The organism is Candidatus Tisiphia endosymbiont of Oplodontha viridula, from assembly GCF_964264865.1.
Lineage (GTDB): Bacteria > Pseudomonadota > Alphaproteobacteria > Rickettsiales > Rickettsiaceae > Tisiphia.
Genome location: NZ_OZ183486.1, coordinates 1,578,110 through 1,602,632 on the forward strand (window position 1 = coordinate 1,578,110; position 24,523 = coordinate 1,602,632).

At 32.3% G+C, this 24,523-nt stretch carries 23 protein-coding genes and 2 pseudogenes; 15 read left to right on the top strand and 10 right to left on the bottom strand.

What is annotated here, in order from left to right; all coding sequences use genetic code 11:
* Positions 1-31: 31 nt before the first annotated feature.
* Positions 32-778, bottom strand: coding sequence for a TlyA family RNA methyltransferase (locus ACFEL1_RS07695; protein WP_375330980.1), 747 nt, complete (start codon positions 776-778; stop codon positions 32-34).
* Between the two features lie 223 nt (positions 779-1,001).
* Positions 1,002-2,153, bottom strand: coding sequence for a hypothetical protein (locus tag ACFEL1_RS07700; RefSeq protein WP_375330981.1), 1,152 nt, complete (start codon positions 2,151-2,153; stop codon positions 1,002-1,004).
* A 604-nt stretch (positions 2,154-2,757) separates the two neighbouring features.
* Here ACFEL1_RS07700 and ACFEL1_RS07710 point away from each other — a divergent pair.
* The 9 genes from ACFEL1_RS07710 (at position 2,758) to ccmE (ending at position 11,913) form a co-directional block, all read left to right on the top strand.
* Positions 2,758-4,884: a ribonuclease E/G gene (locus ACFEL1_RS07710; RefSeq protein ID WP_342278722.1), complete on the top strand. Its 2,127-nt coding sequence runs from the start codon at positions 2,758-2,760 to the stop codon at positions 4,882-4,884.
* Positions 4,885-4,900: 16 nt separating this feature from the next.
* The gene (locus ACFEL1_RS07715; RefSeq protein ID WP_342278721.1) at positions 4,901-5,404 is read left to right on the top strand and encodes a hypothetical protein; all 504 of its coding nucleotides are present in this window, start codon (positions 4,901-4,903) and stop codon (positions 5,402-5,404) included.
* Positions 5,405-5,760: 356 nt separating this feature from the next.
* Positions 5,761-6,738, top strand: a complete 978-nt coding sequence (gene holA, locus ACFEL1_RS07720) for a DNA polymerase III subunit delta (RefSeq protein ID WP_410521706.1) — start codon at positions 5,761-5,763, stop codon at positions 6,736-6,738.
* 300 nt (positions 6,739-7,038) lie between these two features.
* Positions 7,039-7,929: a HEPN domain-containing protein gene (locus tag ACFEL1_RS07725; RefSeq protein ID WP_375330983.1), complete on the top strand. Its 891-nt coding sequence runs from the start codon at positions 7,039-7,041 to the stop codon at positions 7,927-7,929.
* 350 nt (positions 7,930-8,279) lie between these two features.
* A complete protein-coding gene (locus tag ACFEL1_RS07730; RefSeq protein ID WP_375330984.1) occupies positions 8,280-9,314 on the top strand; it encodes a hypothetical protein in 1,035 nt (344 codons plus the stop codon).
* Positions 9,315-9,324: 10 nt separating this feature from the next.
* A complete protein-coding gene (hemB, locus tag ACFEL1_RS07735) occupies positions 9,325-10,308 on the top strand; it encodes a porphobilinogen synthase (RefSeq protein ID WP_375330985.1) in 984 nt (327 codons plus the stop codon).
* Positions 10,309-10,774: 466 nt separating this feature from the next.
* Positions 10,775-11,410: an SCO family protein gene (locus tag ACFEL1_RS07740; protein WP_341763310.1), complete on the top strand. Its 636-nt coding sequence runs from the start codon at positions 10,775-10,777 to the stop codon at positions 11,408-11,410.
* Positions 11,411-11,414: 4 nt separating this feature from the next.
* Positions 11,415-11,543: a hypothetical protein gene (locus ACFEL1_RS07745; protein WP_341763311.1), complete on the top strand. Its 129-nt coding sequence runs from the start codon at positions 11,415-11,417 to the stop codon at positions 11,541-11,543.
* Positions 11,521-11,913 carry a cytochrome c maturation protein CcmE gene (gene ccmE, locus ACFEL1_RS07750; RefSeq protein ID WP_342278451.1) on the top strand — a complete coding sequence of 131 codons (393 nt, stop codon included), beginning with the start codon at positions 11,521-11,523 and terminating at the stop codon, positions 11,911-11,913. The genes ACFEL1_RS07745 and ccmE overlap by 23 nt, the downstream gene beginning before the upstream one ends.
* Positions 11,914-12,423: 510 nt before the next feature.
* On the opposite strand, the gene ACFEL1_RS07755 is transcribed toward ccmE, so the two are convergent.
* From ACFEL1_RS07755 to ACFEL1_RS07785, 5 genes and pseudogenes are all read right to left on the bottom strand, one after another.
* Positions 12,424-13,485 (bottom strand): IS110 family transposase, encoded by a 1,062-nt coding sequence (locus tag ACFEL1_RS07755; RefSeq protein ID WP_375330986.1) that lies wholly within the window; start codon positions 13,483-13,485, stop codon positions 12,424-12,426.
* 179 nt (positions 13,486-13,664) lie between these two features.
* Complete coding sequence (locus tag ACFEL1_RS07760) at positions 13,665-13,907, bottom strand: hypothetical protein (protein ID WP_342278714.1); 243 nt, start codon at positions 13,905-13,907, stop codon at positions 13,665-13,667.
* Between the two features lie 101 nt (positions 13,908-14,008).
* Positions 14,009-14,694 (bottom strand): annotated as a pseudogene (locus tag ACFEL1_RS08395) (integrase core domain-containing protein).
* Positions 14,695-14,841: 147 nt separating this feature from the next.
* Positions 14,842-16,698 carry an AAA family ATPase gene (locus ACFEL1_RS07780; RefSeq protein WP_375330988.1) on the bottom strand — a complete coding sequence of 619 codons (1,857 nt, stop codon included), beginning with the start codon at positions 16,696-16,698 and terminating at the stop codon, positions 14,842-14,844.
* Positions 16,699-16,773: 75 nt separating this feature from the next.
* Positions 16,774-17,499 (bottom strand): hypothetical protein, encoded by a 726-nt coding sequence (locus tag ACFEL1_RS07785; RefSeq protein ID WP_342278712.1) that lies wholly within the window; start codon positions 17,497-17,499, stop codon positions 16,774-16,776.
* Positions 17,500-17,606: 107 nt separating this feature from the next.
* Here ACFEL1_RS07785 and ACFEL1_RS07790 point away from each other — a divergent pair.
* Together ACFEL1_RS07790 and ACFEL1_RS07795 are read left to right on the top strand one after the other, a co-directional pair.
* A pseudogene (locus ACFEL1_RS07790) lies at positions 17,607-17,869 on the top strand (ATP-binding protein).
* 646 nt (positions 17,870-18,515) lie between these two features.
* On the top strand, positions 18,516-20,321 hold the full coding sequence (locus tag ACFEL1_RS07795; protein WP_375330989.1) for an ankyrin repeat domain-containing protein: 1,806 nt from the start codon (positions 18,516-18,518) through the stop codon (positions 20,319-20,321).
* Between the two features lie 347 nt (positions 20,322-20,668).
* Here ACFEL1_RS07795 and ACFEL1_RS07800 read toward each other — a convergent pair whose 3' ends face one another.
* From ACFEL1_RS07800 to ACFEL1_RS07810, 3 genes are all read right to left on the bottom strand, one after another.
* Complete coding sequence (locus tag ACFEL1_RS07800; RefSeq protein ID WP_375330990.1) at positions 20,669-21,931, bottom strand: IS256 family transposase; 1,263 nt, start codon at positions 21,929-21,931, stop codon at positions 20,669-20,671.
* A 245-nt stretch (positions 21,932-22,176) separates the two neighbouring features.
* Positions 22,177-22,365, bottom strand: coding sequence for a hypothetical protein (locus ACFEL1_RS07805; protein WP_341761273.1), 189 nt, complete (start codon positions 22,363-22,365; stop codon positions 22,177-22,179).
* Positions 22,343-22,567, bottom strand: coding sequence for a ribbon-helix-helix domain-containing protein (locus ACFEL1_RS07810; RefSeq protein WP_341761272.1), 225 nt, complete (start codon positions 22,565-22,567; stop codon positions 22,343-22,345). Before ACFEL1_RS07810 ends, ACFEL1_RS07805 begins: the two co-directional genes overlap by 23 nt.
* A 28-nt stretch (positions 22,568-22,595) precedes the next feature.
* On the opposite strand from ACFEL1_RS07810, the gene ACFEL1_RS07815 reads away from it, so the two are divergent.
* The 4 genes from ACFEL1_RS07815 (at position 22,596) to ACFEL1_RS07830 (ending at position 24,522) form a co-directional block, all read left to right on the top strand.
* Positions 22,596-22,739, top strand: a complete 144-nt coding sequence (locus tag ACFEL1_RS07815; RefSeq protein ID WP_375330991.1) for a hypothetical protein — start codon at positions 22,596-22,598, stop codon at positions 22,737-22,739.
* Positions 22,740-22,815: 76 nt separating this feature from the next.
* Entirely contained in the window at positions 22,816-23,256 is a 441-nt protein-coding gene (locus tag ACFEL1_RS07820) for a hypothetical protein (protein ID WP_375330992.1), read from the top strand.
* Positions 23,240-23,458 carry a hypothetical protein gene (locus ACFEL1_RS07825; protein ID WP_341761270.1) on the top strand — a complete coding sequence of 73 codons (219 nt, stop codon included), beginning with the start codon at positions 23,240-23,242 and terminating at the stop codon, positions 23,456-23,458. The genes ACFEL1_RS07820 and ACFEL1_RS07825 overlap by 17 nt, the downstream gene beginning before the upstream one ends.
* A 209-nt stretch (positions 23,459-23,667) precedes the next feature.
* The gene (locus ACFEL1_RS07830) at positions 23,668-24,522 is read left to right on the top strand and encodes an SDR family oxidoreductase (RefSeq protein ID WP_341761269.1); all 855 of its coding nucleotides are present in this window, start codon (positions 23,668-23,670) and stop codon (positions 24,520-24,522) included.
* Position 24,523: the final 1 nt, after the last annotated feature.

The window sequence follows — 24,523 nt, forward strand, 5'->3', positions numbered from 1 at the left end:
AGCGATCGAAAACGATGTTACCAAATTCTCATCAATTGACTATACGCTGTCCATAAATTAAAAACTCCTGATTGCCTTTTGCCCCTAAAATAGGGCTGGGTATTATCCCGTGTATATTAAAGTTATGGTTTGATTCTAGCCATTGTTGAATATGGTCACATACTCTTTGGTGTAAGAGTTGGCTTCTGACAATTCCACCGCTCCCGACTTCATCCCTTGCTACTTCGAATTGCGGTTTAATTAGGGCAACTAGACTACAATTATCTTTTGCTAGGTCAAATGAAGTGGGTAATATAGTGGTAAGACTAATGAAGCTGGCATCACAAACGATAAGGTCTAGTGGTAAGCTAATTTGCTCAACTGTTAGATAGCGGGCATTAGTTCTTTCAATTACTGCAATTTTAGGATTATTACGCAATTTATAATGTAGTTCACCATATCCTACATCTACTGCAAAAATCTTTTTGGCATTTCTACGGAGTAAAACCTCAGTAAAACCACCAGTGCTAGAACCTATATCTAAACAAACTAAATCTTGTGGATCAATATTGAAATAGTCTAGAGCAGCAATTAATTTCAAAGCCCCTCGTGATACATAATCATGTACTGGGTGTTTTATAATAACATCAGGAGTATTAGTCAATATTCTTGTACCTGGTTTGGTATTTTGGTACTGGTTGATATATACTTTGCCTTGTACTATTAAGCTTCGTGCAATGTTAATATCATCAACTAATTTGGATTCTACTAGATATTGGTCAAGTCTTATTTTTTTCATAAATCTTCATAGCAACTTAAACCTGAGTTCAATGTAATAGGTTTGATGTCATCCCCGTACAGGCTTTACCCGTGTGGATCACTAGTATACTCGGTGAACTGCAAGAATTGGCGTTCTCGCGACCAAATATCTGTGCTGCTCACGTACTAGTTGTACGCGAAGGTAGCCGACACTCGTACTCCGAGTAGCAATTTAGTTTTGGGAAACTGTTTAGATTATACCCCTACCATCTGTACAATTTCCGTTTAAAAAAATACCAAGAATAATAAAGTACAAAAGTTCCAACAACACTATATGTAGAAAATAGAAAACCCTGCCCATCATAGAGTCCATGGGATATATAAGAAGATAAAGCTCCAGAATAAATGCCAATAGCACACATAGTGAAATATATTGCCAGTGCGGTTCTCAAATCTTGTGCTTCAAATTTACCGGATAATATTAATATATTACAAATAAAAATAGCACATAAACATACACCAATTATAGAAAGGAGATAGATGTTACCTATTAAAGTGACTCCATAATATGGTAAAAGAATAAAACTGGCTAGGAGGATAATTATCAATATTAAGTTCGCAAGATATTTATTGATTATTTTTAATGATAAAATAACAGGTGATATCAAGAAAAATATACTTATAAGAGTATAATGAGTAATAGTGTCTATCTTTGATACAGGAAAGTGTTTCTCTAAGGCAAATTCTTCATAATACCACAATATATCAAAAGTAATATAAGATACCATAAAGCCTGTTAGTATCTGTAATTCTATATTCTCAATTAAGAATGAAAATCTAGAAACTAAAGTTGTATTTTTATTAATATTCTCTCTTTGTAAGCAAGTTATAATAATGAAGCTATAAAGTAACGTGCATAATAATAACCCATTTATAGCTGATTCTAGAAATACAGTTAGTAAATCAACGGTAAACTGTCCAGCTATCCATAACAAAGAAAAGATAATAAGAGCAAAATATTTATAATATTTATAGTTATTGGTTAACTCTACTATTTTGATGATAGTTGTGGTTATGTAAGTGTAGTAGGCAGATGCCATTACAATAAAATTGATTTTAAGAATGGTGTAATCCTTAATCATAATTAGGTTTAATATGCCTATTATAAGTAAGATTAAGCTAATAATAGTAGTTTTGTTATCGCTGATTTTGTTAATTAATGGGGTTAAGAATAAACCAGCTATTATATAACCTAACATTTCGATTGATTCGATATGGTCTAGTTGTTCCCCAGATAAGCCTTTACTTAGCAGAAAACTTGGCATTATAAGTGCATTGATGTAAGTGATACATGCAAAAAGAAATACGCTAAGAAACAATAGCAAAACTGTTTTTAAATGATTATTTTGGGTCATAAATAATTGTTTGCTAAACTAGATTACATCGTATATAAATTTTATTAGTTGAGAGGCGTTTAAGAGATTTTGATATAACTAAAAGTACATTATATCACTCATTATGATTTGTCTAATTAATTTGTTATTTTGACCATTAATAAAATATTAGACTTCTTGCAGAATTCGCTGCTGCTCCGGAATTTATAGGAGACAAGGAACGGAAAACCGCAGCGTACCCTAGTGTACGTGAGGATTTGAGTACCGGATTGACGTATAAATTACCAACAGAAGTAGAATTATGCAAGAAGTCTATTATATAACCAAGTAGGTATAATAGTTCTCGATGTCATCCCCGCTTCATTGCAGAATCCAAAGAACAGCCTGAATGACTGTTAGGTATCATGGATTCCCGCTTTTAGCTAGGAATGATCAATGGCATAGTAATGTTATATCGAATTTAGGTTAAGTAGAGTTTTTTAGTTATTTGTTAGGTTAATGTACTTGTTAAATGTTTTCTCATAAAAACTTAATATTAAGTTTTAAATTTGTTATAATATTCTCTAATATTGCTAAATGTTACAGAGTTTAGAGATATACCTAGAAATTTACGAGTAAAAAATTAATGAGTAAAAAAATTATAGTTGATGCTAACTTCCCTAATGAAACAAGGGTGGTTTTACTGAATCATAGTAACAATATCGAGGATATTGAATATGAAACAGCCATAAAACAACAAATCAAAGGTAATATATATCTTGCAAAAGTTATAAGAGTTGAACCAGCGTTGCAGGCTGCCTTTATAGATTATGGTCCGGACAAAAGCGGATTCTTGCCTTTCAATGAAATTCATCCATATTATTATAATGTACCAGTATCTGATCTTAAATCTTTAACTTCTATAAATAAATTACAAGAAATTTCTCTTTTAGATATTACCCAAGATGATTTTGTAGAATCTGAAGCAAAGAGGGATTATAATCCGATAATAGATAGTGAAGAAATTGATTTAAATGCCATAGAAAGATTAGTGGACGAAAAAATTCAGGTAGAATTTAATTTGGATGTCTTAGATAATGATATTGAAACAATAAGTGTAGACAAAAGTGATAGAGAGGAAGACAATAAACAAAAGCAATACAAAATTCAAGAAGTAATAAAAAAAGGACAAGTTATGCTTGTTCAAGTTACAAAAGAGGAAAGAGCTAATAAAGGTGCATCATTTACAACCTTTATATCTCTTGCGGGAAAGTATTGCGTTCTGATGGCTAATACTCCATTGCAGAATGGTGTATCGCGTAAGATATCCAATGCTGATGAGCGAAAAAGGCTTAAGAATATAGTCAGTAAAATAACTGCAAATAATAACAGTAGTGGGTCAAGTATCATAATTCGTACAGCTGGTGCTGGTTGTACTACTTTAGACATAAAAAGAGATTATGATTATTTAGCAAGATTATGGAATAAAATTAGGGAGAATACTCTTAAATCTGTAGCCCCCTGTTTTATACATGAAGAAGATGGTCTAATTCAAAAAGTCATAAGAGATATGTGTGATCCTACTGTTAAAGAGTTGATAATACAAGGTAGTGGGACTTATCAAAATGCTGTGAAATTCATGAAGGATATATTACCTATTGATTTGGCTAAGCTCAAAGAATACAAAAATAAGGTGCCAATTTTTACAAAATTTGCTGTTGAGGAACAACTAGCAAAACTATACCAACCAGTTTTTGCTTTACCTTCTGGTGGTTATATAGTGATAAATCCAACAGAAGCACTTATTTCAATTGATGTTAATTCAGGAAAAGCAACTTCTGAAAAAAATATTGAAGAAACGGCATTAAAGACCAACTTAGAAGCTGCTAGAGAAATTGCTAGGCAAATTAAATTAAGAGATTTATCAGGCTTAGTGGTTATTGATTTTATCGATATGTATGAAGCTAGAAATCGTAGGATTGTCGAGAGGTCTTTTAAGGAATTTCTAAGTAGAGATCGTGCAAGAATTCAAACTGCTCATATTAGCCAATTTGGTTTGCTTGAGATGTCTCGTCAAAGATTAAGCCCCTCATTTTTGGAATCAAATTCATCGATTTGTTCATATTGTAACGGTAAGGGTCTTGTTAGGGCAGATGAGTCAAATGCTATGTTGATTCTACGTACGGTGGAAAATGAAATTTTTAATGAAAATATTGATTTAGTAAATATTTTTGCTAATATTCATTCAGTTATCTATTTACTGAATAATAAACGTTCAGAAATATCTCTAATTGAAGAAAAATATAATTTAAAGTTAAAATTCCACGTTGATCCTTCTGCCACTTCTGATAATTATTCAATTGAAAAAATAAAATTGCCAAAGAAATCTAGCCATACAGAAGCTGGTAATAAGCCATTAATTCAGAATCAGTCCTCTAATTATCAAGAAGAAAAGAGTATTAAAGAGACTCCTGCTCATAACAAGAAGAAGCAAAAATGGAAAATGCCTGATAAATTAGAATCTAGTAGTGAATCAAATAAGGGTATGGAAAAAATTGATAAAGAGGTAATTGATTCTATTCAAGAAACTAATAAACCAGTAGTGGTAAATGAATCGGTTAACGGAGTCAATGACCTTGACACCAATAAGTCAAACCGTAAATATATTGAGAAAAAATCAAATTATTCTCGCCCCTCTAGAGTACGTAACTATAATAAACGTAAGGTAGATGACAATGATAGTGGACAATCTCAGGAGGTAACTAATAGTTGAGAATGGTAAATACAATATGGTGCGTTCAAATTTATTAGTAGCTCTTGCTTACTTATTTTTATTTACCTCTTGTAGTTTAAAACCTGTATATAGTAATAAATATAGCACGCAGGAATTAAGCCAATTAAGTAGCATTGAAATTGAACCAATAGCATCTATTGAAGGTGCAGAATTTTGTTACTATTTATCGAGTATTTTACCAAGCTCTACAACAGTCACAACAAAGTATTTATTAAAGGTAAAATTTACCAACAAACGTTTACCACTTATTCTTCAAAAGAATTCTGATGTGTTAAGAGAAACAATCAGTCAAACTATTCAATATAGGTTAGTTGATATTGTTACTAATCGAGAAGTAACAACAGGAACATTTAGTCATATAACCTCTTATAGTACAGCTGCTTTACCATATTATAGCTATATAGATGAAGAGGTAGCATTGAAAGACCTTACAAAACGAGGAGCAGATGAAATCCTAGCAAGATTAATTTTATATTTTAAGAGAGTGCCTACGAACTGAATAATTTTTGAGGAATTTTTAGGAAAAATGTAGCTTAGTACCGCAAGCCATAGTACCTTACATTTTTATTTCACTACTGTTAAGGGGTCTTCCGAGCGTCTATTAGCGAGAAGCCGCGAAAAAGCGGCGACGCGGCAATCCAAGATACGCGAAGCGTTACTCTAAAAAAACAGCTTTGCTGTTTACCTGGATCGCCACGGCATCTAAAGAGCCTTGCTATGACGATTATAGAAAAAATGTAGGGTACTATGACCGCAAGCAGTACGGCAAGTGTACGTGAGGATTTGAGTACCGGATCGACGTATAAATTACCAACAGAAGTAGAATTATGCAAGAAGTCTAAAATAGAATTAAAGATGAAGCTTTATCTATCACAAATCATTCAGCTACTTGATAAGGTAGAAAATGGACAAATTAAGGCTCTGTTGCTTTATGGTCCAGATAAAGGGTACATTGATAAAGTTTGTAAGACTTTAGTAAAGAAATTTGACTTACTAAAAACCTCTATAGAATATTCTGAAATTAAAAATCGATCGCTCGAGACGTTAGTTAATACCCAAAATTTCTTTATGCAAAAACAATTGATTATAGTAAGGTCAGTTGGCGAGTCTATAGATAAATCTTTAAAACTGGCTCTTAGTAAAGACTCATTGCATTTCTTAGTTTTTATTGCTGATGAATTATCAGCTGCTTCTAGTATACGTAAGTTTTTTGAAACTGAAACTTATCTAGCTTCTCTAGCTTGCTATCACGATGATGAACACAAAATTACTAAGATAATTTTACAAAAATGTAACAGTGTTGGTAAGGTTATAAGTGAAGATACTGTTAACTATTTAACAGATCGTTTAAAAGGTGACCATCAAACACTAGTTAATGAAATCAATAAGTTAATATATTTTACATTTGATAAAGATCAAATCACCTTGGATGATGCACTAGCTGTAGTTAGTGATGATTTTACAGGGAATGGGGATGATTTATGCGTTTATTTCTCCTCAGGAAATCTTGATAATTTTTTACAAGAATTCACCAAACTAAAACAACAAAATATTAATGAAGTACTAATTATCAGAGCATTAATCAGGTATTATCTAAATCTATACACTGTATTGAATAAATTAGCAATGGGTGTTAATATAGATGTGGCTATAAAATCATTATCTCCACAAATTTTTTATAAATATGTGCCAAGTTTTAAGCAAACTCTAAATAAGGTTAACTTAGAAAACTGCATTAAAACATTGAAACATTTAGAGCAAGCAGAAATTGATTATAAGCTAAATCCAGCCGGTTTTGATATATATCAACAAGTTTATGTTAAAACATACTAATTGGAAATAATTATGCATAAAGCAAATTTTTAAGTAATCTTCTAGTTAAATTGCCAACAAAATAAGTAAAATTATATAATATAACCAAGTATGCAAGTTTAAATAACTTAAATTTTGTACAAAGATGTCACCCGAGCTACGACGGGGGTCTAGAGAAATAGCAAGGATAGATACTTAAACATTTTTAGATTCCCGCTTTCGCGGGAATGACATCGAGGATGTTGTGATATTATTCCTAATTTAGGTTATTTAAACTTGCACACTTGGTTATATATTCTCAAAATATGACGATAAATCTATATGAAAACTACCTTACCTAGCCGTTCTATGATAATTCAAGAAAAGCTTGACGAGATTGTAAAAGAAATCTTAGCAGTTGGAAAAGATAAGATAGCGATGATTATTTTATTTGGTTCTTATGCTAGGGGAGATTGGGTACAAGATGAATATAAAAAAGGACACATTACTTATAGTTATCAAAGTGATCTCGATCTTATGTTGGTGATGAAGAAAGGCAAGCATGCCGGTCTTGCCAGCTTATCCATAGAAGATAAAATAGAAAAAAGGTTGGAAAAAAAATCATTAAGAAGTCCTTTTGAGTTATGGGTAACTTTGGTGCTAGAATCAATCAAGACGGTAAATAGTCAGTTAGAGAAGGGGCATTATTTCTTTTCCGATATAAAAAAAGAAGGAATTCTCTTATATGATAGCGTTGAATTTCAGCTGGCGGAAGCTAAAAACTTACCTTGGGGAGAAAGAAGAGAAATAGCTGAAAAGGATTATGAGTACTGGTTTACAAGTGGGAAAGAATTTTTTATAGATTGTAACTACCCATTGAGAAGGGGAAATTATGCTTTATCAGCTTTTTACCTTCACCAAGCTACTGAGTGTTTTTATAATGCTATCCTGTTAGTTTTTTCTGGTTATAAACCGAAACTGCATGATATACGAAAATTAGGTAGTATAGCTGGAAATTACAATGAAGAATTATGGCAAATATTCCCTCATTCTAGCGTTGAGCAAAGGCAATGTTTTAGATTACTTGAACAGGCTTATATTGAAGCTCGCTATAACAAAGATTATAAGATAACTAAAGAACAGCTACTTTACCTTATTGATAGAGTTAAAAAATTAAAAACAGTGACAAAAAAAATCTGTCTAGAAAGGATTAATGGAAAAGAAGTAACATGATTTGGCTTAAAGCGTCATTGCGAGCGAACGTATGTGAGCGTGGCAATCCATGAAGCTGGTCATATGGATTGCTTAGTCGACCTTACAGCCTCCTCGCAATGACGTATAGGGAAGCTGTATTTACTAACTTTCAACAGTTGTGGACCTACGGTCTCCTCGCTAATAGACGTTTTTTTGCTAAAACCTTTCCGGTTTAACTATAATAAAATTTTATGCTAATAATACTTAGTGGAGATTAATGATTGTGATATAGTAAGAATTATAGGGTAATTTAAAGGTTATTTTTATGACATTTTTTCAATGTTTATGTATGATGTTTAAATCATCTTGGAATTTTTATGAGGTATTAAATGACAAAACGAGATAAAATTCGGGAAAAAAGAAAAGAAATTCTGCAAAAACAAGATGAAATTCAACAAAAAGCAGATGGTATTATAACAAAAATTGATAATATTTTTAATGATCCTAACAAGTTTAGTAATAGTAAAGAAAGAGAGGAAGTAAAACAACATATAATTTCAGCATTAACGAGTGCTTTTTATTTTTATAAAGAAAGCTCAGCTAGAAAGATATATGAAGTAAGTTTACAAGAAATATTAAATACTAGTCCTGAGCTAAAGCCAGTAATTGCAGATATAGCTGAACTTGTGCTGCAAGAATGTCCTGATAATATGCTAGAAGAAAGAAAATTTTGGCTAGAAGATGTCAACAAAGAAATATTACAGGGAATTTTTAAGGATGAATTGATTGCAATTAAAGAGATAGTTGATCCATTGATTAAGGTCGCTAATAGTAATAATATAGCTAAAACTATTGGACAAGATAATGCAAAAGAGTTACAAAAACATGTGAAATTAATGGCAGAACAATTTAATAAGGATAATATTAAAGGTGTTGAAGGAACATTAATAAACATAAGCGAATGGAGCAATCAGAAACAACAAGAATTAGAAAATCAATTAAAATTAGAGCAAAAACAAGAGAAAGAAATAGAACAAACAATAATTGGGCAAAAAAAAGAAAGTCAAAGATTGAAACAGTTGGCTTTTGCAAAATTTGGGACAACAATTAAATCCGCTTTGGCTTTTATATCAGATGTGATAACTAACAAGGATGCTAATGAAAGCAAAAAAACATTTAAGGATAACATGAACGAACTATTGGGCGTTAGAAATAATTCTAAACTAATTGATAAGGATATAGATGAGAAATTAAAATTACGGCAAAAAATTAAACGAAATATAAATTTGGATCAAGAAAGCTCTAAATTATTTAGTAAATTTAGCAAAATGGTAAAGGTGAGTTCTAGTACTATAGATGATTTAAAACCAAGTATAATAGCACACCCACAAACAAAAGGTAAAAACAACTCTGCACAAAGGTAAGAACATAGATATGTACCCAACAATAAGATTAAGAAGAAATAGAAAAACGCGGTGGCTAAGAGAATTAGTAGCAGAGAATAGGCTTAGCGTAAATGATTTGGTGCTAGCATTATTTGTGGTTGAGGGCGAGAACCAGCGTCAAGAGATCAAAACTATGCCTGGGGTGCATAGACTATCTATTGATCAAGTAGTATTGACGGCTAGGCAGGCTTATGAAAATGGCATAAATGCTATAATACTCTTCCCTTGTATAGATGCAAAATTAAAAAGCGATAATGCTGATGAAGCATATAATCTAGACAATTTAATGTGTAGAACTATACGAAGTATAAAAAATGCCAATATCGATATTGGTATAATATGCGATGTTGCCCTAGATCCCTACACTACCCATGCACATGATGGTATTCTACATAATGGGGATGTAGATAATGATAGAACTGTTAAAGCTTTGTGCAACCAAGCTTTAGTTTTAGCAAAAGCTGGGGTAGATATTGTAGCACCATCTGATATGATGGATGGTAGGATTATGGGCATACGTCAAATACTAGATTCAGAAGGGTTTATTAACGTTAATATACTATCTTATGCGGCAAAATATGCTTCAAGTTTTTATGCCCCATTCAGAGATGCATTGAACAATAATAAGACAGCTTATCTAAATAAAGCGACCTACCAAATGGATGTACGTAATAGCAGAGAAGCTATGTTAGAGATAGAACATGATCTTGCTGAAGGTGCAGATATGATTATGATTAAACCTGGTATGATGTTTTTGGACGTCATAGCACAAGCGGCCAATAACTTTAATACTACTATATTTGCCTATCAGGTAAGTGGTGAATATTCTATGTTAAGATTTGCGGCAGATGCCAATGCCTTAAATTGGCAAGCAAGCATAATAGAATCATTGGTATGTTTTAAGCGTGCTGGTGCTAGTAGCATTGTTACATACGCTGCATTAGAAGTAGCACAAATATTGAATGATCAATAAATGGGAAGCAGGGTACAATTGTTGAAAGTTAAAAATCGTCTGTTAGCGGAGTGCTGTTGTAAGGCTTAAACCGTCATTGCGAGCCACAAAGTGGCACAACTGTTGAAAGTTAAAAAGTCGTCATTGCGAGAAGCCGCTGCAAGCGGCGACGTGGCAATCCATGAAGCTTGTCATATAGATAGATTGCTTCGCTTACGCTCGCAATGACGCTGTGGTATAGGTATTTGTAAACTTTCAACAGTTATGGGATTGCCACGCTCACGTACGTTCGCTCGCTAATAGACATATACGTCTATAAAACGTCATTGCGAGGAGTCGCGAAAAAGCGGCGACGCGGCAATCTAGGATACGCGAAGCGTTACTCTAAAAAAATAGCTTCGCTGTTTACTTGGATCGCCACGGCATCTAAAGAGCCTTGCTATGACGATTATAGAAAAATATAGGGTACTATGAGGTGAAGAATACAATGCAAGAAAAATGTCAGGATAATATTATTATAAAAATTATTTTAGCAGTAGGTTTATTGATAACTATTACGTCATTGTATCTTTGGTTATCTTTTGACATACCGCAAAAACCCCTTGCTGGAAAGGGAGGAGGGGATAATATTGACGTGCAAATTGGTGGAAACTTTGAGCTAACTGATCAAGACGGTAAGACTTTCAATAGTGATAGTTTGAAAGGAAAATTAAGTTTAATTTATTTTGGTTTTACTTATTGCCCTGATATTTGTCCTACTTCTTTGCAAAAATTAACAGAGGTCATTAATACTCTTGATAAATATAAAATTGATGTTGAATTTGTTTTTATTACTGTAGATCCTCAGCGTGATACTCCAGCAGTGCTTAAAGAATATTTAAAGCATTTTAATCCTAAATTTATTGGTTTAACGGGTAATGAACAACAAATTAAAGAGGTTGCTGATAAGTTTAAAGTGTATTATGCTAGAGCAAATGATGGTGAAAATTATATGATTGATCATTCTTCTTTTAGTTATTTAATGGATCAACAAGGGGAATATATAAAGCATTTTTACTTAAATAGTTCTGCTCAAGAAATTATAGATTTTATTAGAGTGAAGCAGCAAAATCAAAAAAGATAATAAGATGTTTAATTATCTACTAGCTTCATACCTGTTTGCTTTTGCTGCTCTTGCCTTATTGTTAATAACAAGTTGGCTAGATTATAATAAAATTAAAGTTAGATCAAGTAATGCAAAAAAAGGTAAAAAATAGATTAAAGTTTATATTATTTTACCTTTTATGCAGTGCTGGGGGAATATATATGGTATTATACAATCTTGAAGATAGTATAGTATTTTTTTACCCTACGTCAAAAATTAACGAGTCAAAACTTGGCAAAGAATTGAGAGTAGGGGGCTTAGTTAAAGTAGGTTCAATCAGAAAAATTACTGCTGATAAAGTGCATTTTGTCATTACAGATGACATTAAAGACCTAGAAATATCTTACCAAGGGGTTTTACCCGCTTTATTTCGTGAGAATCAAGGGATAGTAGCTGTAGGTAAATTATCAGGTAATATATTCATAGCTCGTGAGTTATTAACTAAGCATGATGAGAATTATTCTCCAGCCTCACCTACATAGTACCCTTGTATCTTAAATATTGTCTTTAGTGAATAACTATAAGATACTTAAGAAAACTTAAGTAAGAAAGCTAGTATACAGATAGTACCCTTCTCATCTTCGAGATAAATATGAGCAGAAATTATGCTATAGAAGTAGATTGTCATGCGGTGTGTGGGACAGAAAATTAAATTTTTGTTACTGACTACATGTATGGACCTCCTGTAAAATGCAAGAAAAAAATAACATCTAATAGCAAAAATGCAAATGCATACATGTATCCGGCTTATAGTTAATAAATTATGTGTAATTTATCCTACAGCCCTGATGGAATTCGCTGGCTTACAAATTTACTATATACTTATCATTTTATCGGCTTCAAAGAGCCATTGTAGTCATCAGTTTTTTTGTAAGCTAAGGTTTGTCTTATTTACCATCAATATTATTATCTCACGCATATTCCGGGTTGGAATCTCTTACATATTCTTTGTTTACCTATTAATTAATAAACCACTATTTATTTTATGTTAATTATAATAGCTCTGTGCTACAAACTTTACTCTCTACATAATCATCCCCTGACCTTAGTACTGCAAACACCACTCTTGCCAGTTTATTAGCTACAGCAACTACTGTTTTATTATGTCCATTTCGCTCAGATAAATTAAACATCCACTGCGTAAATTTGCTAAAATCTTTTTTAGATTTTTGTTCTTCCGATGTAAATCTTATCTTGGCATTTAGTACAGCTCTAGCTCCTTGGATCAATAGAGTACGCAAGTAAACATCACCTCGCTTGCTAATTCCAAGCAACTTATCTTTCCCTCCACTGGAATGCTGCCTTGGCACTAATCCAAACCATGCCGATAATTGCCTACCATTCTCAAAACTTGTAGCATTACCTATTGATGCTATTAAAGCAGTAGCAGTAATTAAACCAAGACCAAGTATAGCTGTTAATCGTTGATATTGAGTTAAGTTGCTAGCTATTATTTTTAATCTTTTTTCTATCTCTTTTATTTTTTTGTCATTATCCAAAAATTCCTCTTTCAGTTCACTAAATGTTTGGTAACCTAGCTGACTCAAATTTCCTTCATCTAAAATCTCAGTTAATTTTGTTACAACCTTATTGATCCCTTGAGGAATAATAAAACCAAATTCATGTAATAATCCTCTAATTTCATTCGCAAGTGCCGTACGGCTTTTTACCAATCTCTCTCTTACCAGATGAATTGACAAAATATCTTGTTGTTCTACAGTTTTAATTGGTACAAACCTCATATTAGGTCTTGTCACCGCTTCACATATAGCTTCAGCATCAGCTTGATCGTTTTTATTAGTTTTAACATACGGTTTAACAAATTGTGGAGTCATTAGTTTTACTATATGTCCCAATTTAGTTATTTCTCTTGCCCAATAACTAGCTCCACCGCAAGCTTCCATCCCTACCAAACATTTTGGTAAATTAGCCATAAATGTTAAAACTTGATCTCTCATTAATTTTTTCTTTAATACCGTCTTACCATTTTTATCTACACCATGAATTTGAAAAATTCTTTTTGCAATATCTATACCAATTGTGGTAACTTCCATCTTAGCCTCCTGATTGTTATTTTAATATTTAATATTAACTTTAGAAGATTAGCAACTGCTTTTCATTCTGTATATCAGGAGGTCCATACCATTATTTTATCATTTTGCAGATTTTGTCATTTGGGGCATCGTTAAATCAAATAAATTGAATAAATTTTGCTCAGTACAGGACAAAGAGATTAACAAGGTGATAATCGAAGTAAAGATGGTGTTATGGGCTTAATAAATTTTGTTATAACTTCCATCCATTTTTCCATCATTTCTTCAATATTCAAAAATATTCTCTGCAAGTAATCTAAGTCATACCTGAATAAGGAGATAGACTTTCTACCATGTTTTTTAAGCTTTATAGGTTTGATAGAATTTTGCCATTGACCCACAACATAAGCAAAAGTAAATGCTATAGCAAGTAAACCAAGCAATTTACTAATTCTATCTAAATGTATTATATGGGTGTTTTCAAAGTTAAATCCTCGTGTTTTAAGGTGTACTAGTTACGACTTAATCTGACAATAAGTAATAATCAGGCAGCTTGATAAGTAATAGCCAAGTTGTCTGATATTCTCTCTATATTACTAATATTTTTATCTTTAGCAATATAAAGTGAATCTCTAAAAGTTTGCATTGGTGTTTTACCAAAACAATGTTTACCTGAATGAGACCTTTCGTTATTATAATTTGTAAGCCAAGTATCTATATCAGCTTGTAACTCATCTAATGTATTATAGAGCTTTTTACGGAATAGAATGTGATAGCACTCTTCCTGCATAGTTTTGTGAAAACGCTCACATATACCATTAGTTTGAGGACTATATGCTTTAGTTCTAGAATAGACTTCTTTCGAAACTCGCTTATGCTGAGGGATTTGAAGGAGACGCGGAACGCAGAACCGCAGCGTACTCTAATGTACGTGAGGATTCGAGTACCGCATCGACGTACAAATCACCAGCAGAAGTAGAGTTTCGAAAGAAGTCTATTAACTACTGCATCCTCGATATTAGATGGAACACGATTCTTCAAACATGGCTTCTTTCTAGTCATCTCAAACAAAGATTCTGCTCCACCTTGTTCATGTAGTTCCTTATAGCGGTAAAATGTATCTCTGCTATAGCCCATTACTTTACAAGCTTGCTATACGTTTCCTAGTTGTTCTGCTAATTGTAATAAACCAATTCTTGGTTTTATAATTTTTTCTTGATATGTTGTCATCTGACAGTCTCCTTAATAAGAGGTTGTTAAAATTTGCTGGGTATGATTTTATTCCATATTTTCGTACCCAACAACTCCAAACTGTCAGATCAAGTCTTTACTTTTACACATAAAATTACTGATTATTCAAACGCTTACAGTCTCTTACTAAAGCTCTGTAACCTGATATTGTAAATCCATATTTTTACCACAAAAAGCTATTGAAAGTTTAATGATTTTTTTGACGTGAGAATGTTCTTTAACCTTTACATCATATTGCTTATCTATAATTTGCTTTAATCCCATTTGGGCTACCAAGGCTAAATCTTCAGAAGGTTTAGCGATTTTATACTCGATAATCATGGCTTTATCACCTTTACTAGCTTTAGGGATCATGATTAAATCAGCTCGTCCATCGCCTGATTCTTGCTCACTTGATATTGTATAGCTAGGTGCTAGCATATTAACAATCCCTAGCATAAAGCCACTATAAAATAATTCAGCTTTTTTATTTCCTGTTTGATAAAAACTGGTAGAATTTTGTAGCAATTCTTGTAACCGTGCTTTAAATTCTTCTATTTTACCTACTGGTAACAAGCTAACAAACGAGTAATATCTAGAACTATCAATTTTTAACTGATCAGTTACCCATTGGAGCATTCTTACTTTATATATGTACCGTACTTCTCTATTAGGTGCTGACAATTCATATATATTTTCTTCTGAATTTTGAACTGTAGGGTTTAAATATCCACTAAATAATAACAAACTAAACAGTCCTATTGGCTTATTGATGTCAGCAAAACTAATTTGTTTGGTAATAGGTGAAGTGATACTCTTGCCAGCAGCTAAGCTCTGTAAATCTTCCTGCATTTCATCTGATAATAATACTTTATCTATCAAACCTGTCCCACCACTATCAAGCCAGTAATGATCAAGCTTACCTTCACTTGATAAACACATCATAATTGACCAAGGATTATAGATGAGTTCTTCCCCAAAATTATAGCCATTATACCAATCTTTAATTTCTTCTGAGCTAGTAGTAAGTGGTACTTTAGTTAATAACTCATTCACTTCTGTTTGAGTAAATCCATAAACACTCGCAAATTTTTTATCTAATAAACTATATTCTTTAACATTATTCAAACCGGAAAATAATTCAGCTTTAGCAATCCGCAAAATTCCTGTAATAACTCCTCGTTCGACTGGTAATTCTTGATCGCCAGTTTCCTTTTTAAAGGTAGATTTCATGATTCCACGAAAAATTTCTAACACTTTCTGAAATTCTGTCTCATTAGTACCAAACCACCTGTAAGCACTATTAATGGGCGTATCATATTCATCAATCAACACCCAAGGTTTTCTATTATAATGTTTGTAAAGCAAATGGCTTAAAATAGCCAAACTATTTTTGATATTGTCTAGAGTTACCTCGCCAAATAAATATTGGTTGAAATCTGCTCGTTCATCTGATGCAAGCTTATCACTATTAGCTAAATATCTATGTGACTGAAATAATTTCCGTAACTGGCTTTTTACTCCTTGTTCAATATCGTGATAGCTTGAACCTTCCACGCTTTTAAATGTGATGAATATTATGGGGAATTGACCTTGATATTCCAAAATAATATGTGGATACTCAGCTACTTTGAGCTTTTGAAGTAATTTTTTTCTACCAGTTGCAAGTCCTAAATCTATTTCTCCACCTGTAAATAATTTGATATTGTTCTGACGCTCTAATGATGAGGGATTGCCATGCTCATCTATTTCTATTTCAAAGAATCTCCTAATCATATCCATATTAAGGCTTTTACCCCAACGTCTTGGTCGGGTAATTAGAATTACTTCTCCACTGTCTTCTAGTAATTCTTTGATCATTAAGCTTTTATCAACAAATACATCACTATTTAACAATAACGTTTTAAAGTCATCAGTACCTACCCTCATGCTAGGTAGTTTATACTCATATAAAATCTTACTAATGCTTTCAGTTGTTGTATTGCTCAAAGGGTTAAAGGTCATATTTTTTTTATTATTTGATAATTTACTTGGTTGTATGAAGGTTTAGTTTTTATAACGAAACCTTTATGGTATTAATCAATTTAATGTGTAAGGTTCTCTAGCATATAAGAACCATTGTTCCATGATTTCTTTAGCCCAAATCTTTTTAAACATTAATTCAGGGTCTTTATAAATTTTCATGTATAATTTAAGGCTTTTTTTGGTTAACGCCATCTTAGATATTTGTTTTATCATCTTGATAGCGTTGCTCGCTGCTTTAGAAGTTAATACTAAACAAACTGATGATAGTAAATATTCCTGATTTACCTTCACTACACGACACCCTATAATATCTCCTATCTCTATATCTTGGTTACTGTCTATGCCTTTTATGGTAATTGGTTTGTGCTTGCTCTCAATCATATTAGTCAAAGTCAGATTCTTTCCTCTGTATACATCTGCCACTTTATAAATACACATGTAAGAATCTCGTAACCCCAGCAAATACTTTTTGTCCATATCAGTAAAAGAATCCCCTTGAGTTTTTAACAAGTGATCAATACAATTCCAATGTGTTCTAGTAATCCTATGTGGATATTCGTTACTCAGAAAAAACTCTGTTGCACCATAAATCATATAATTAGTGATATTCTCGCCTAATTTACTGCTTAACTCTAGAAGATTAACTTCTGCTGAGTTTTCATCAAAATTATCCGGATCGGTTATCTCACTAATAAAACTGCCAATAACGTCATGAAATAGTAATGTGTAATCTTCTTCTAAGTTTTTAATTAATGGTATTATTTGGTTAATTTTCATCATATAAAAATAAGTACGTTAATTAATAGGTCTATTTCTAATAGCTATATTTTTTATTTTATTATACCTAATTCTTTTACCATTTACAACATACGACAAAACCTTATTTGTTGAATCTTGTAAATGTTATTGTGATAGATGAACTGAGCTATGTACCAATAAAAGCCGAGGCTAGATTCTTATTATTTGAGCTGTTTGCTAAATTATATGAACAATCTTCGTTCATTGTAACGACCATTTAAGGTTTGAAGAATGGGGGGATATATTTGGTAATCCTAAGGCAACAAAGGCAATTATTGATAGGATAACGCATCATTGTCAAATCATAGAAACTGGTAATAAAAGTTTTAGAGGAGGCAAAGATGTAGATTAAAGATTAAAATAATAGACTATGGTATGAATTAAAAATTACAATGATTTTAGAAAATTCTATCTGAATTTTAACCAAAATTAACTAATTTTTTTATGTGGTTAGAGGGGTCAATAGTTTATTACAATAGGGGGTCAAAAGATGATTACAATTTACATCAATACCATCTCCTTGACAGAAATAGCACCGTGGGGTCGTTTGATATCTGCTCGTGCTAGCCGATATCGGTGGACATACCACCATCTATTACTTAGCATTCAATAACTTACTACGATGAAGTTATTGATTCTTGGCACACTGACTTTTAAATTACCCTAGTCGAATTATATAATAAGTTCTTGCATTATATAAAAATTTTCTATATGTTCTCCCGCTTTAAGGTGTCCATTAGCAGAATATTAATAAAACTTAATGTTCTTGTTATATACCCAAGTGATTTGAAGGATTGTTTCTTGAGATTCATGTACCTCATGTACGCTGTGCTAGCTTGCCCTTTGTTTTCAAGTCCAATTCTTCAAATCATTTGAGCATATACATTTTACATTACCAATAATGCCCACCTTAATTAAGTGGGTATTTACACTTGGGATGTATCAGATAATCTTAAAAAATAGATAGATTTTTTTTAATTAATCTCATGGGAGGAGATATGACTAATACCGGATTAAGCATTAATAGCGTTGGTGCTTATAATAGTAATGTAATAAATACGTTAAGTGTTCCCAAGGCTTATGATAATATAAATTCTAATAATGATATAGATATAGTAGCTAATGTATTTAATGCTAGTATTAAGCAATTTGAGGAAAAAAACAATTATAAGGATAATACGATTACAGAGCCTCTAACTTTAAGCGGGTACATTAACTCCCTACCTTATCGTGGGTACGAAACTCAGAAGATAATCCATCAATTAATAGACAATATACCTAACTCCTATAATCCTTTGCATGCAGCAGCTTATTATGGTTACCTTGATATTATGGAATTTCTTCTTGAACAAGGTATTGATATAGATGTTAAAAGTGATAACGGTGATACTCCTTTACTTATAGCAGCACTGACAGGTAATTTAGATGGTATGAAATTTCTTGTTGAGAAAGGTGCTGATGTAAAAATAAAAAATAATGAAGGTTTTTCCGTTTTACATATTGCGGCTCAGCGAAATGTAGCAGTAAGTGCTATAAAATTCCTTATTAAGGAAGGTGCTAATATCAATGCACAGGATAAGCATGGTAGTACTCCTTTACATTATGCAACAAGAAAACATGCTGATAATGTTAAATTGCTTATAGAGGAAGGTGCTAATATCAATGCACAGGATGAGCATGGTAGTACTCCTTTACATTATGCAACAAGACAAAAACATGCTGATAATGTTAAATTGCTTATAGAGGAAGGTGCTAATATCAATGCACAGGATAATTATGGTAATACTCCCTTACACATTGCAATAAGAACAGGATATGATGATAGTGCTAAGTTGCTTATTCAATTGGGGGCTGATATCAATGTGCAAGATAATTATGGTAATACTCCTTTACACGATGCAGTTAGGTTTGGGCAAAACGATATTATTAAATTGCTTATAGAGGAAGGTGCTAATATCAATGTGCAGGATAATTATGGTAATACTCCTTTAGACATTGCAATAAGTGAAAACCATACTGATAGTGTTGAACTGCTTACTGCTCGAGTACGCAATGCAGCTTGGTTCAAACAAAACGATATTATTAAATTGCCTATTGAGAAAGGGGTGGATATCAATGAACAAGATGAGCGTGGTAAAGACAACACTATAAAACAAGAGCATGTTGATAGTGCTATTGATAAATATCCAGAAGAGTCAGATATAGAGTCTACTACGGTTGCAGATAGTATAGATACCTATAATAAAACATTTGTTAAAGATTCCCAAAACCAAGACAATAATGCATTAACTTCTCTGTATTATTATCTTGCTGCTGGGATAGCTAGTGTTATTACTTTTGGGGGTGGGGTAGCATGTTATTTATTAAATAAAAAGCAACACAAGAATGAAGCAACAAGTAATGATAGCTCTTATTATAATTATCAAAATCCTGAATCTAATTTAATTGAATTTATGGGTAAACCCGTCATCATAGATGGAGATAACGCTAAGAAAGTGTGTGTAATGGTATCTTCAAAGGAATGTAGACCGCTTAGTGAATTTTTATCAGACTATTTTCATAATACTATCCAATATTTAGGTGGGTATCATCCTAAAAGTGTACAGGATGGAAGTAGTAATACTGTAAAAGAGGGGAATAATTATACTGTCCAAGAGGAAAATACTAGCATTGTAGAAGTAGGGGGGAGTCCTACTGTAGAGGGCAGTGATAGTGGTATTTATGATTACCTTCCACCTCCTAGACCAGTTGATTTTTCTAATCCTGATATTTTTACTGTTGTTCTTGTCGGAGATAGTCTATAGCTAACCCGAATAGTATACTCTTCTACTTTTGTTAAAAAGCATGCAATAATGACCCGTAAATGGGTTAATGTGCGTTGAAAAATGCCCCACCTAAGAAGTGGAAAGAATAGTACGTTATTAATCCATTATTATCAACATATACTTCTATTATTTTTAGAATAAATAATAGGAGTATAAAATCAGAGATGTTAATGATGGAAAGTAAGAGAAAGATATTAGATGTTTAGTCCCGGGTATACTAGTTACGACTTAATCTGACAATAAGTAATAATCAGGCAGCTTGATAAGTAATAGCCAAGTTGTCTGATATTCTCTCTATATGAGTCAATCATTTTTTTTGTGTAAGTTCATTTTTTATTTTCCAATAAATCATATTTAAAATCTCCACAAAGTATTTCAAATTGATTTAAAGCTAATGACCAATCTTTTATAGGCATAGTCCATTTTTTAGCCGCATTTTGTAAGGCTAAAAATATTATCTTTTGAATTGATTTATCATCTAGAAATACACCTTTATTTTTAATAATTTTCCTAATTTGACGATTTATAGACTCTATAGTATTCGTGGTATAAATCGCCTTTCTAATCTCCTCAGGAAAGGCAAAAAATGGTATTATTCCTGACCAACTACGCTGCCAAATATCAGAAATTACTGGATATTTTTTATCCCATTTTACACTAAATTGTTGCAGTTTTAAACGAGCCATTTCTTCGTTATTTGCCGTGTAAATTTGTTTTAAATCTGATGTTACCTCTTTTAAATCCTTATATGACACGTACTTTACTGAATTGCGTACCATATGCACTATACATAGTTGTACTATAGTAGCAGGAAATATGCTACTGATAGCCTCAGGAAAGCCTTTTAAACCATCAACGCAAGCAACATAAATTTGTTCTACACCTCGATTCTTTAATTCAGTTACTACTTGCATCCAAAATTTAGAGCCTTCATTTTTTCCTATCCAAATGCCCAATAACTCCTTCTTGCCTTCTATATTAACCGCAATTGCCAAATATACAGCTTTATTTATTACTATATGATTGTCCCTAGATTTAACATATATGCAATCCAAATACAATATTGGGTATATCCTATCTAAACAGCGATTTTGCCACCTAGTTACCTCCTCTAGTACTCCATCTGTTATGGTTGATATTAAATCACTAGATACTTCAGTTTGATATATTTCTTCTAAGTGACCACGAATCTCACTGACTGTCATACCTCTACCATAAAGTGAAATTACCTTCTCATCAAATCCATTAAATCTCCTCAGCCCTTTTGGTATTAATTGTGGATTATACTCACCTTCTCGGTCTCTTGGTACTTCTAATGTCAACTTACGACCATCATCATCAATTACTGTCTTCTCATAGCTACCATTACGACGATTATTATCTACTTTTTCTACTTTACTATGTTTTGAGTAGCCCAATTCATGATCTAACTCACTTGCTAATATTTTCTCAACTATTTGTTTCTTTAGCTGTTGAAATAAACCATCTCGACCAAATAACTCTGATGGGTTTGCTTTTGATAATAATTCTTCTACTAGATGATTACCTATGTTTAATTTTTCTTTATCTTTACCTATTTCTTTAGCCATAATTTCCCTTTGTTTTAGTTACTTCTTTTTACAGTAATCTCTTACTGCTTCTTTTGCAACTTACACAAACTATATTATAGACTCTCGGAAAGTTTTGATAATCCTGGTTCTCTTTTCTTTTTTTCTGATTGCAGTTTTGGTTTTTTATAAATATTCCTTGTGGTCATTGAGTATAAACCTCATCCCTTATCGCTACTCTTAAAACAAGCACTATTGATAGCTCTTCTTCTATGCTACAAATCACTCTATAACTTTCCTATTCTATATCTCCATAATCCAATATAATCATATTGCATTGACTTGCCTAAATCTTTAGGATGGCTACATCTTAGTACCTTATTTTTAAAATAATTACTGATTAACCCTTGCGATGTTTTATCTAGCTTTCTAAATTCTTTAACAGCCTTGAGATCAAATTCGACTTTCCAAGTCATTATTATCTTCCAACTGCTCTAAAGATATTCTAGGATTTTTTTGCTCTAACCTGTTTAAAGCTATAAAATAATCTTCCCTTTCTTCCAAAAAGCCCTCTACTGCTTTTCTGATAAGATAACTTTTCTTTCTCTCTATAATTTTTTCAAGTTGGTCTAGTCTATTATAAAGATCATTTGGTAGCTTTGATGTGATTGTATGCATAGGTATACTTTTAATACATTATATACTATTGAATATAGTATATACTTCTTGTAAAGTCAAATTAATCGTTCCAAAGCGTATTAACTTAAAGCATAGATTATTTTATGAAGTGGATGAAGTAGGTAGCAGAATAAAAATCTTACGCATGTGGAGTTATTATGGTGATAATTAATGAGCAAAAAGTAATTAAATTGATTATGGAGATGACAAGGTTGAAGAAAATTTAAAAGCAAAAAGAGGTAAAAATAATGGATAGATTTGATAAGAGCAAAGTTTGGGGAGAGGTGAAGAAGGCATATATATTCCAAACTGTCATAATACTAATATTTGTAGCAATTATTTTTAGTGTAGTTATTCCAAGAGTCATGCCTCCTGCTAGAATAAATAATGAAGTTTTGGATATCAAGCAGCTAGATAGGAGAGATAATAAAGCTGATAAGATGAAACAAATAGTGATTCGCATGATACTTGCTGGTTTTGATGATCATGAAATTAGCAGTATTGGTGCTGGAGATGTGTTTATGAATCATTCGTTGCGCTATGATGTAGAGAGTATGAGCGACAAACAGATTGTAGAATTTTATGATATTAGGATTTATGAATTAAATAGTTTGAGGAGATGGGCTGAGAAAAGGAAGTTATGTAAGGCTAAATTGTTAGAAGAGAAGATCAATGCAGAGAAAAAATGATTTGTTATTGATTATTTGTTTAGCGTTTAGCCATGTGGCAATTGCCAAGGATTTTGGTAAGCAAGCTGCAACTTTTGAGATTAAGGAAGAAGGTTTTGTCCTCATACTGATTATCTTTCAAAATAGAATTAATAATTTAATTCCAACTAATGATAGACCTAATACTAAATTATACCATGATACCATGTTAATTCTATTTTGAAAGATAATCAGTATAACTACTCAATAACCGTTGCTTCATCCATTCTCCAACTGTTCCAATGGCTTGTATAGTGACAATTAAAATTACCGGATGGCGACAATATGACAAGATTTGGAAAAGTTATCTATTTTAAAGAATGAGTTTGGTGATATAATAACGTAACCTCATGAATCCTAGCAAAAACTGAATAAAAGCTTGAAGAATAATCTATGAAAATATTAATCCTTGGTATAACAGGCATGCTTGGTAATGCCATGTTTAGGTTTATGGCTGAAGATCATAACCTTAACGTTTACGGGACAGCTAGGAATAATGGTGCTTGCCGTTATTTTTCTGAAGAGTCATCTAAACAACTCATTGCCCCAGTAAATATAGAAAATCATGATTCTCTTATTAAATTATTTGCAACAATTCGACCTGATGTGGTAGTAAATTGTATTGGGCTAATTAAACAACTAGAGGATGCAAATGATTACCTACAAGCACTATCAATTAATGCTTTGCTTCCTCATAGACTTAGTATAATATGTCAAGCTATAGGCTCTCGTTTTATACATGTTAGTACAGATTGTGTATTTTCTGGGTCTAAGGGTAACTATACAGAGAGTGATTTTGCAGATGCTAATGATCTCTATGGTCGTTCAAAGTTTTTAGGGGAAGTAAGTTATCCTAACACTATAACACTTCGTACTTCAATTATCGGACATGAGTTATCGGGAGGTAAGAGTCTCATTGGCTGGTTTCTTGCACAAAAAAAACAAGTTAGAGGGTTTGTCCAAGCCGTGTTCTCTGGACTTCCAACTATTGAATTAGCAAGAATAGTTCGTGACATCGTTATACCGCGACCCGATATGTGTGGACTTTATCATGTCGCAGCAAAACCGATCAATAAATATGATTTGTTAAAACTTGTGGCTAGTACTTATAAAAAAACAATCGAAATAATTCCATCTAATGAACTGGTCATTGATCGCTCACTTAATGCCGAGCTTTTTAATAAGGCAACGGGATATGCACCGCCTGAGTGGTCAGAGTTAATTCAACGTATGTATAAATTTAAATAAA

Excerpts from the sequence above, each read along its gene's own strand:
- ACFEL1_RS07695 (WP_375330980.1), bottom strand. The coding sequence starts at position 778 with ATGAAAAAAATAAGACTTGACCAATATCTAGTAGAATCCAAATTAGTT.
- ACFEL1_RS07700 (WP_375330981.1), bottom strand. The coding sequence starts at position 2,153 with ATGACCCAAAATAATCATTTAAAAACAGTTTTGCTATTGTTTCTTAGC.
- ACFEL1_RS07710 (WP_342278722.1), top strand. The coding sequence starts at position 2,758 with ATGAGTAAAAAAATTATAGTTGATGCTAACTTCCCTAATGAAACAAGG.
- ACFEL1_RS07715 (WP_342278721.1), top strand. The coding sequence starts at position 4,901 with ATGGTGCGTTCAAATTTATTAGTAGCTCTTGCTTACTTATTTTTATTT.
- holA (WP_410521706.1), top strand. The coding sequence starts at position 5,761 with ATGAAGCTTTATCTATCACAAATCATTCAGCTACTTGATAAGGTAGAA.
- ACFEL1_RS07725 (WP_375330983.1), top strand. The coding sequence starts at position 7,039 with ATGAAAACTACCTTACCTAGCCGTTCTATGATAATTCAAGAAAAGCTT.
- ACFEL1_RS07730 (WP_375330984.1), top strand. The coding sequence starts at position 8,280 with ATGACAAAACGAGATAAAATTCGGGAAAAAAGAAAAGAAATTCTGCAA.
- hemB (WP_375330985.1), top strand. The coding sequence starts at position 9,325 with ATGTACCCAACAATAAGATTAAGAAGAAATAGAAAAACGCGGTGGCTA.
- ACFEL1_RS07740 (WP_341763310.1), top strand. The coding sequence starts at position 10,775 with ATGCAAGAAAAATGTCAGGATAATATTATTATAAAAATTATTTTAGCA.
- ACFEL1_RS07745 (WP_341763311.1), top strand. The coding sequence starts at position 11,415 with ATGTTTAATTATCTACTAGCTTCATACCTGTTTGCTTTTGCTGCTCTT.
- ccmE (WP_342278451.1), top strand. The coding sequence starts at position 11,521 with ATGCAAAAAAAGGTAAAAAATAGATTAAAGTTTATATTATTTTACCTT.
- ACFEL1_RS07755 (WP_375330986.1), bottom strand. The coding sequence starts at position 13,485 with ATGGAAGTTACCACAATTGGTATAGATATTGCAAAAAGAATTTTTCAA.
- ACFEL1_RS07780 (WP_375330988.1), bottom strand. The coding sequence starts at position 16,698 with ATGACCTTTAACCCTTTGAGCAATACAACAACTGAAAGCATTAGTAAG.
- ACFEL1_RS07785 (WP_342278712.1), bottom strand. The coding sequence starts at position 17,499 with ATGATGAAAATTAACCAAATAATACCATTAATTAAAAACTTAGAAGAA.
- ACFEL1_RS07795 (WP_375330989.1), top strand. The coding sequence starts at position 18,516 with ATGACTAATACCGGATTAAGCATTAATAGCGTTGGTGCTTATAATAGT.
- ACFEL1_RS07800 (WP_375330990.1), bottom strand. The coding sequence starts at position 21,931 with ATGGCTAAAGAAATAGGTAAAGATAAAGAAAAATTAAACATAGGTAAT.
- ACFEL1_RS07805 (WP_341761273.1), bottom strand. The coding sequence starts at position 22,365 with ATGACTTGGAAAGTCGAATTTGATCTCAAGGCTGTTAAAGAATTTAGA.
- ACFEL1_RS07810 (WP_341761272.1), bottom strand. The coding sequence starts at position 22,567 with ATGCATACAATCACATCAAAGCTACCAAATGATCTTTATAATAGACTA.
- ACFEL1_RS07820 (WP_375330992.1), top strand. The coding sequence starts at position 22,816 with ATGGATAGATTTGATAAGAGCAAAGTTTGGGGAGAGGTGAAGAAGGCA.
- ACFEL1_RS07825 (WP_341761270.1), top strand. The coding sequence starts at position 23,240 with ATGCAGAGAAAAAATGATTTGTTATTGATTATTTGTTTAGCGTTTAGC.
- ACFEL1_RS07830 (WP_341761269.1), top strand. The coding sequence starts at position 23,668 with ATGAAAATATTAATCCTTGGTATAACAGGCATGCTTGGTAATGCCATG.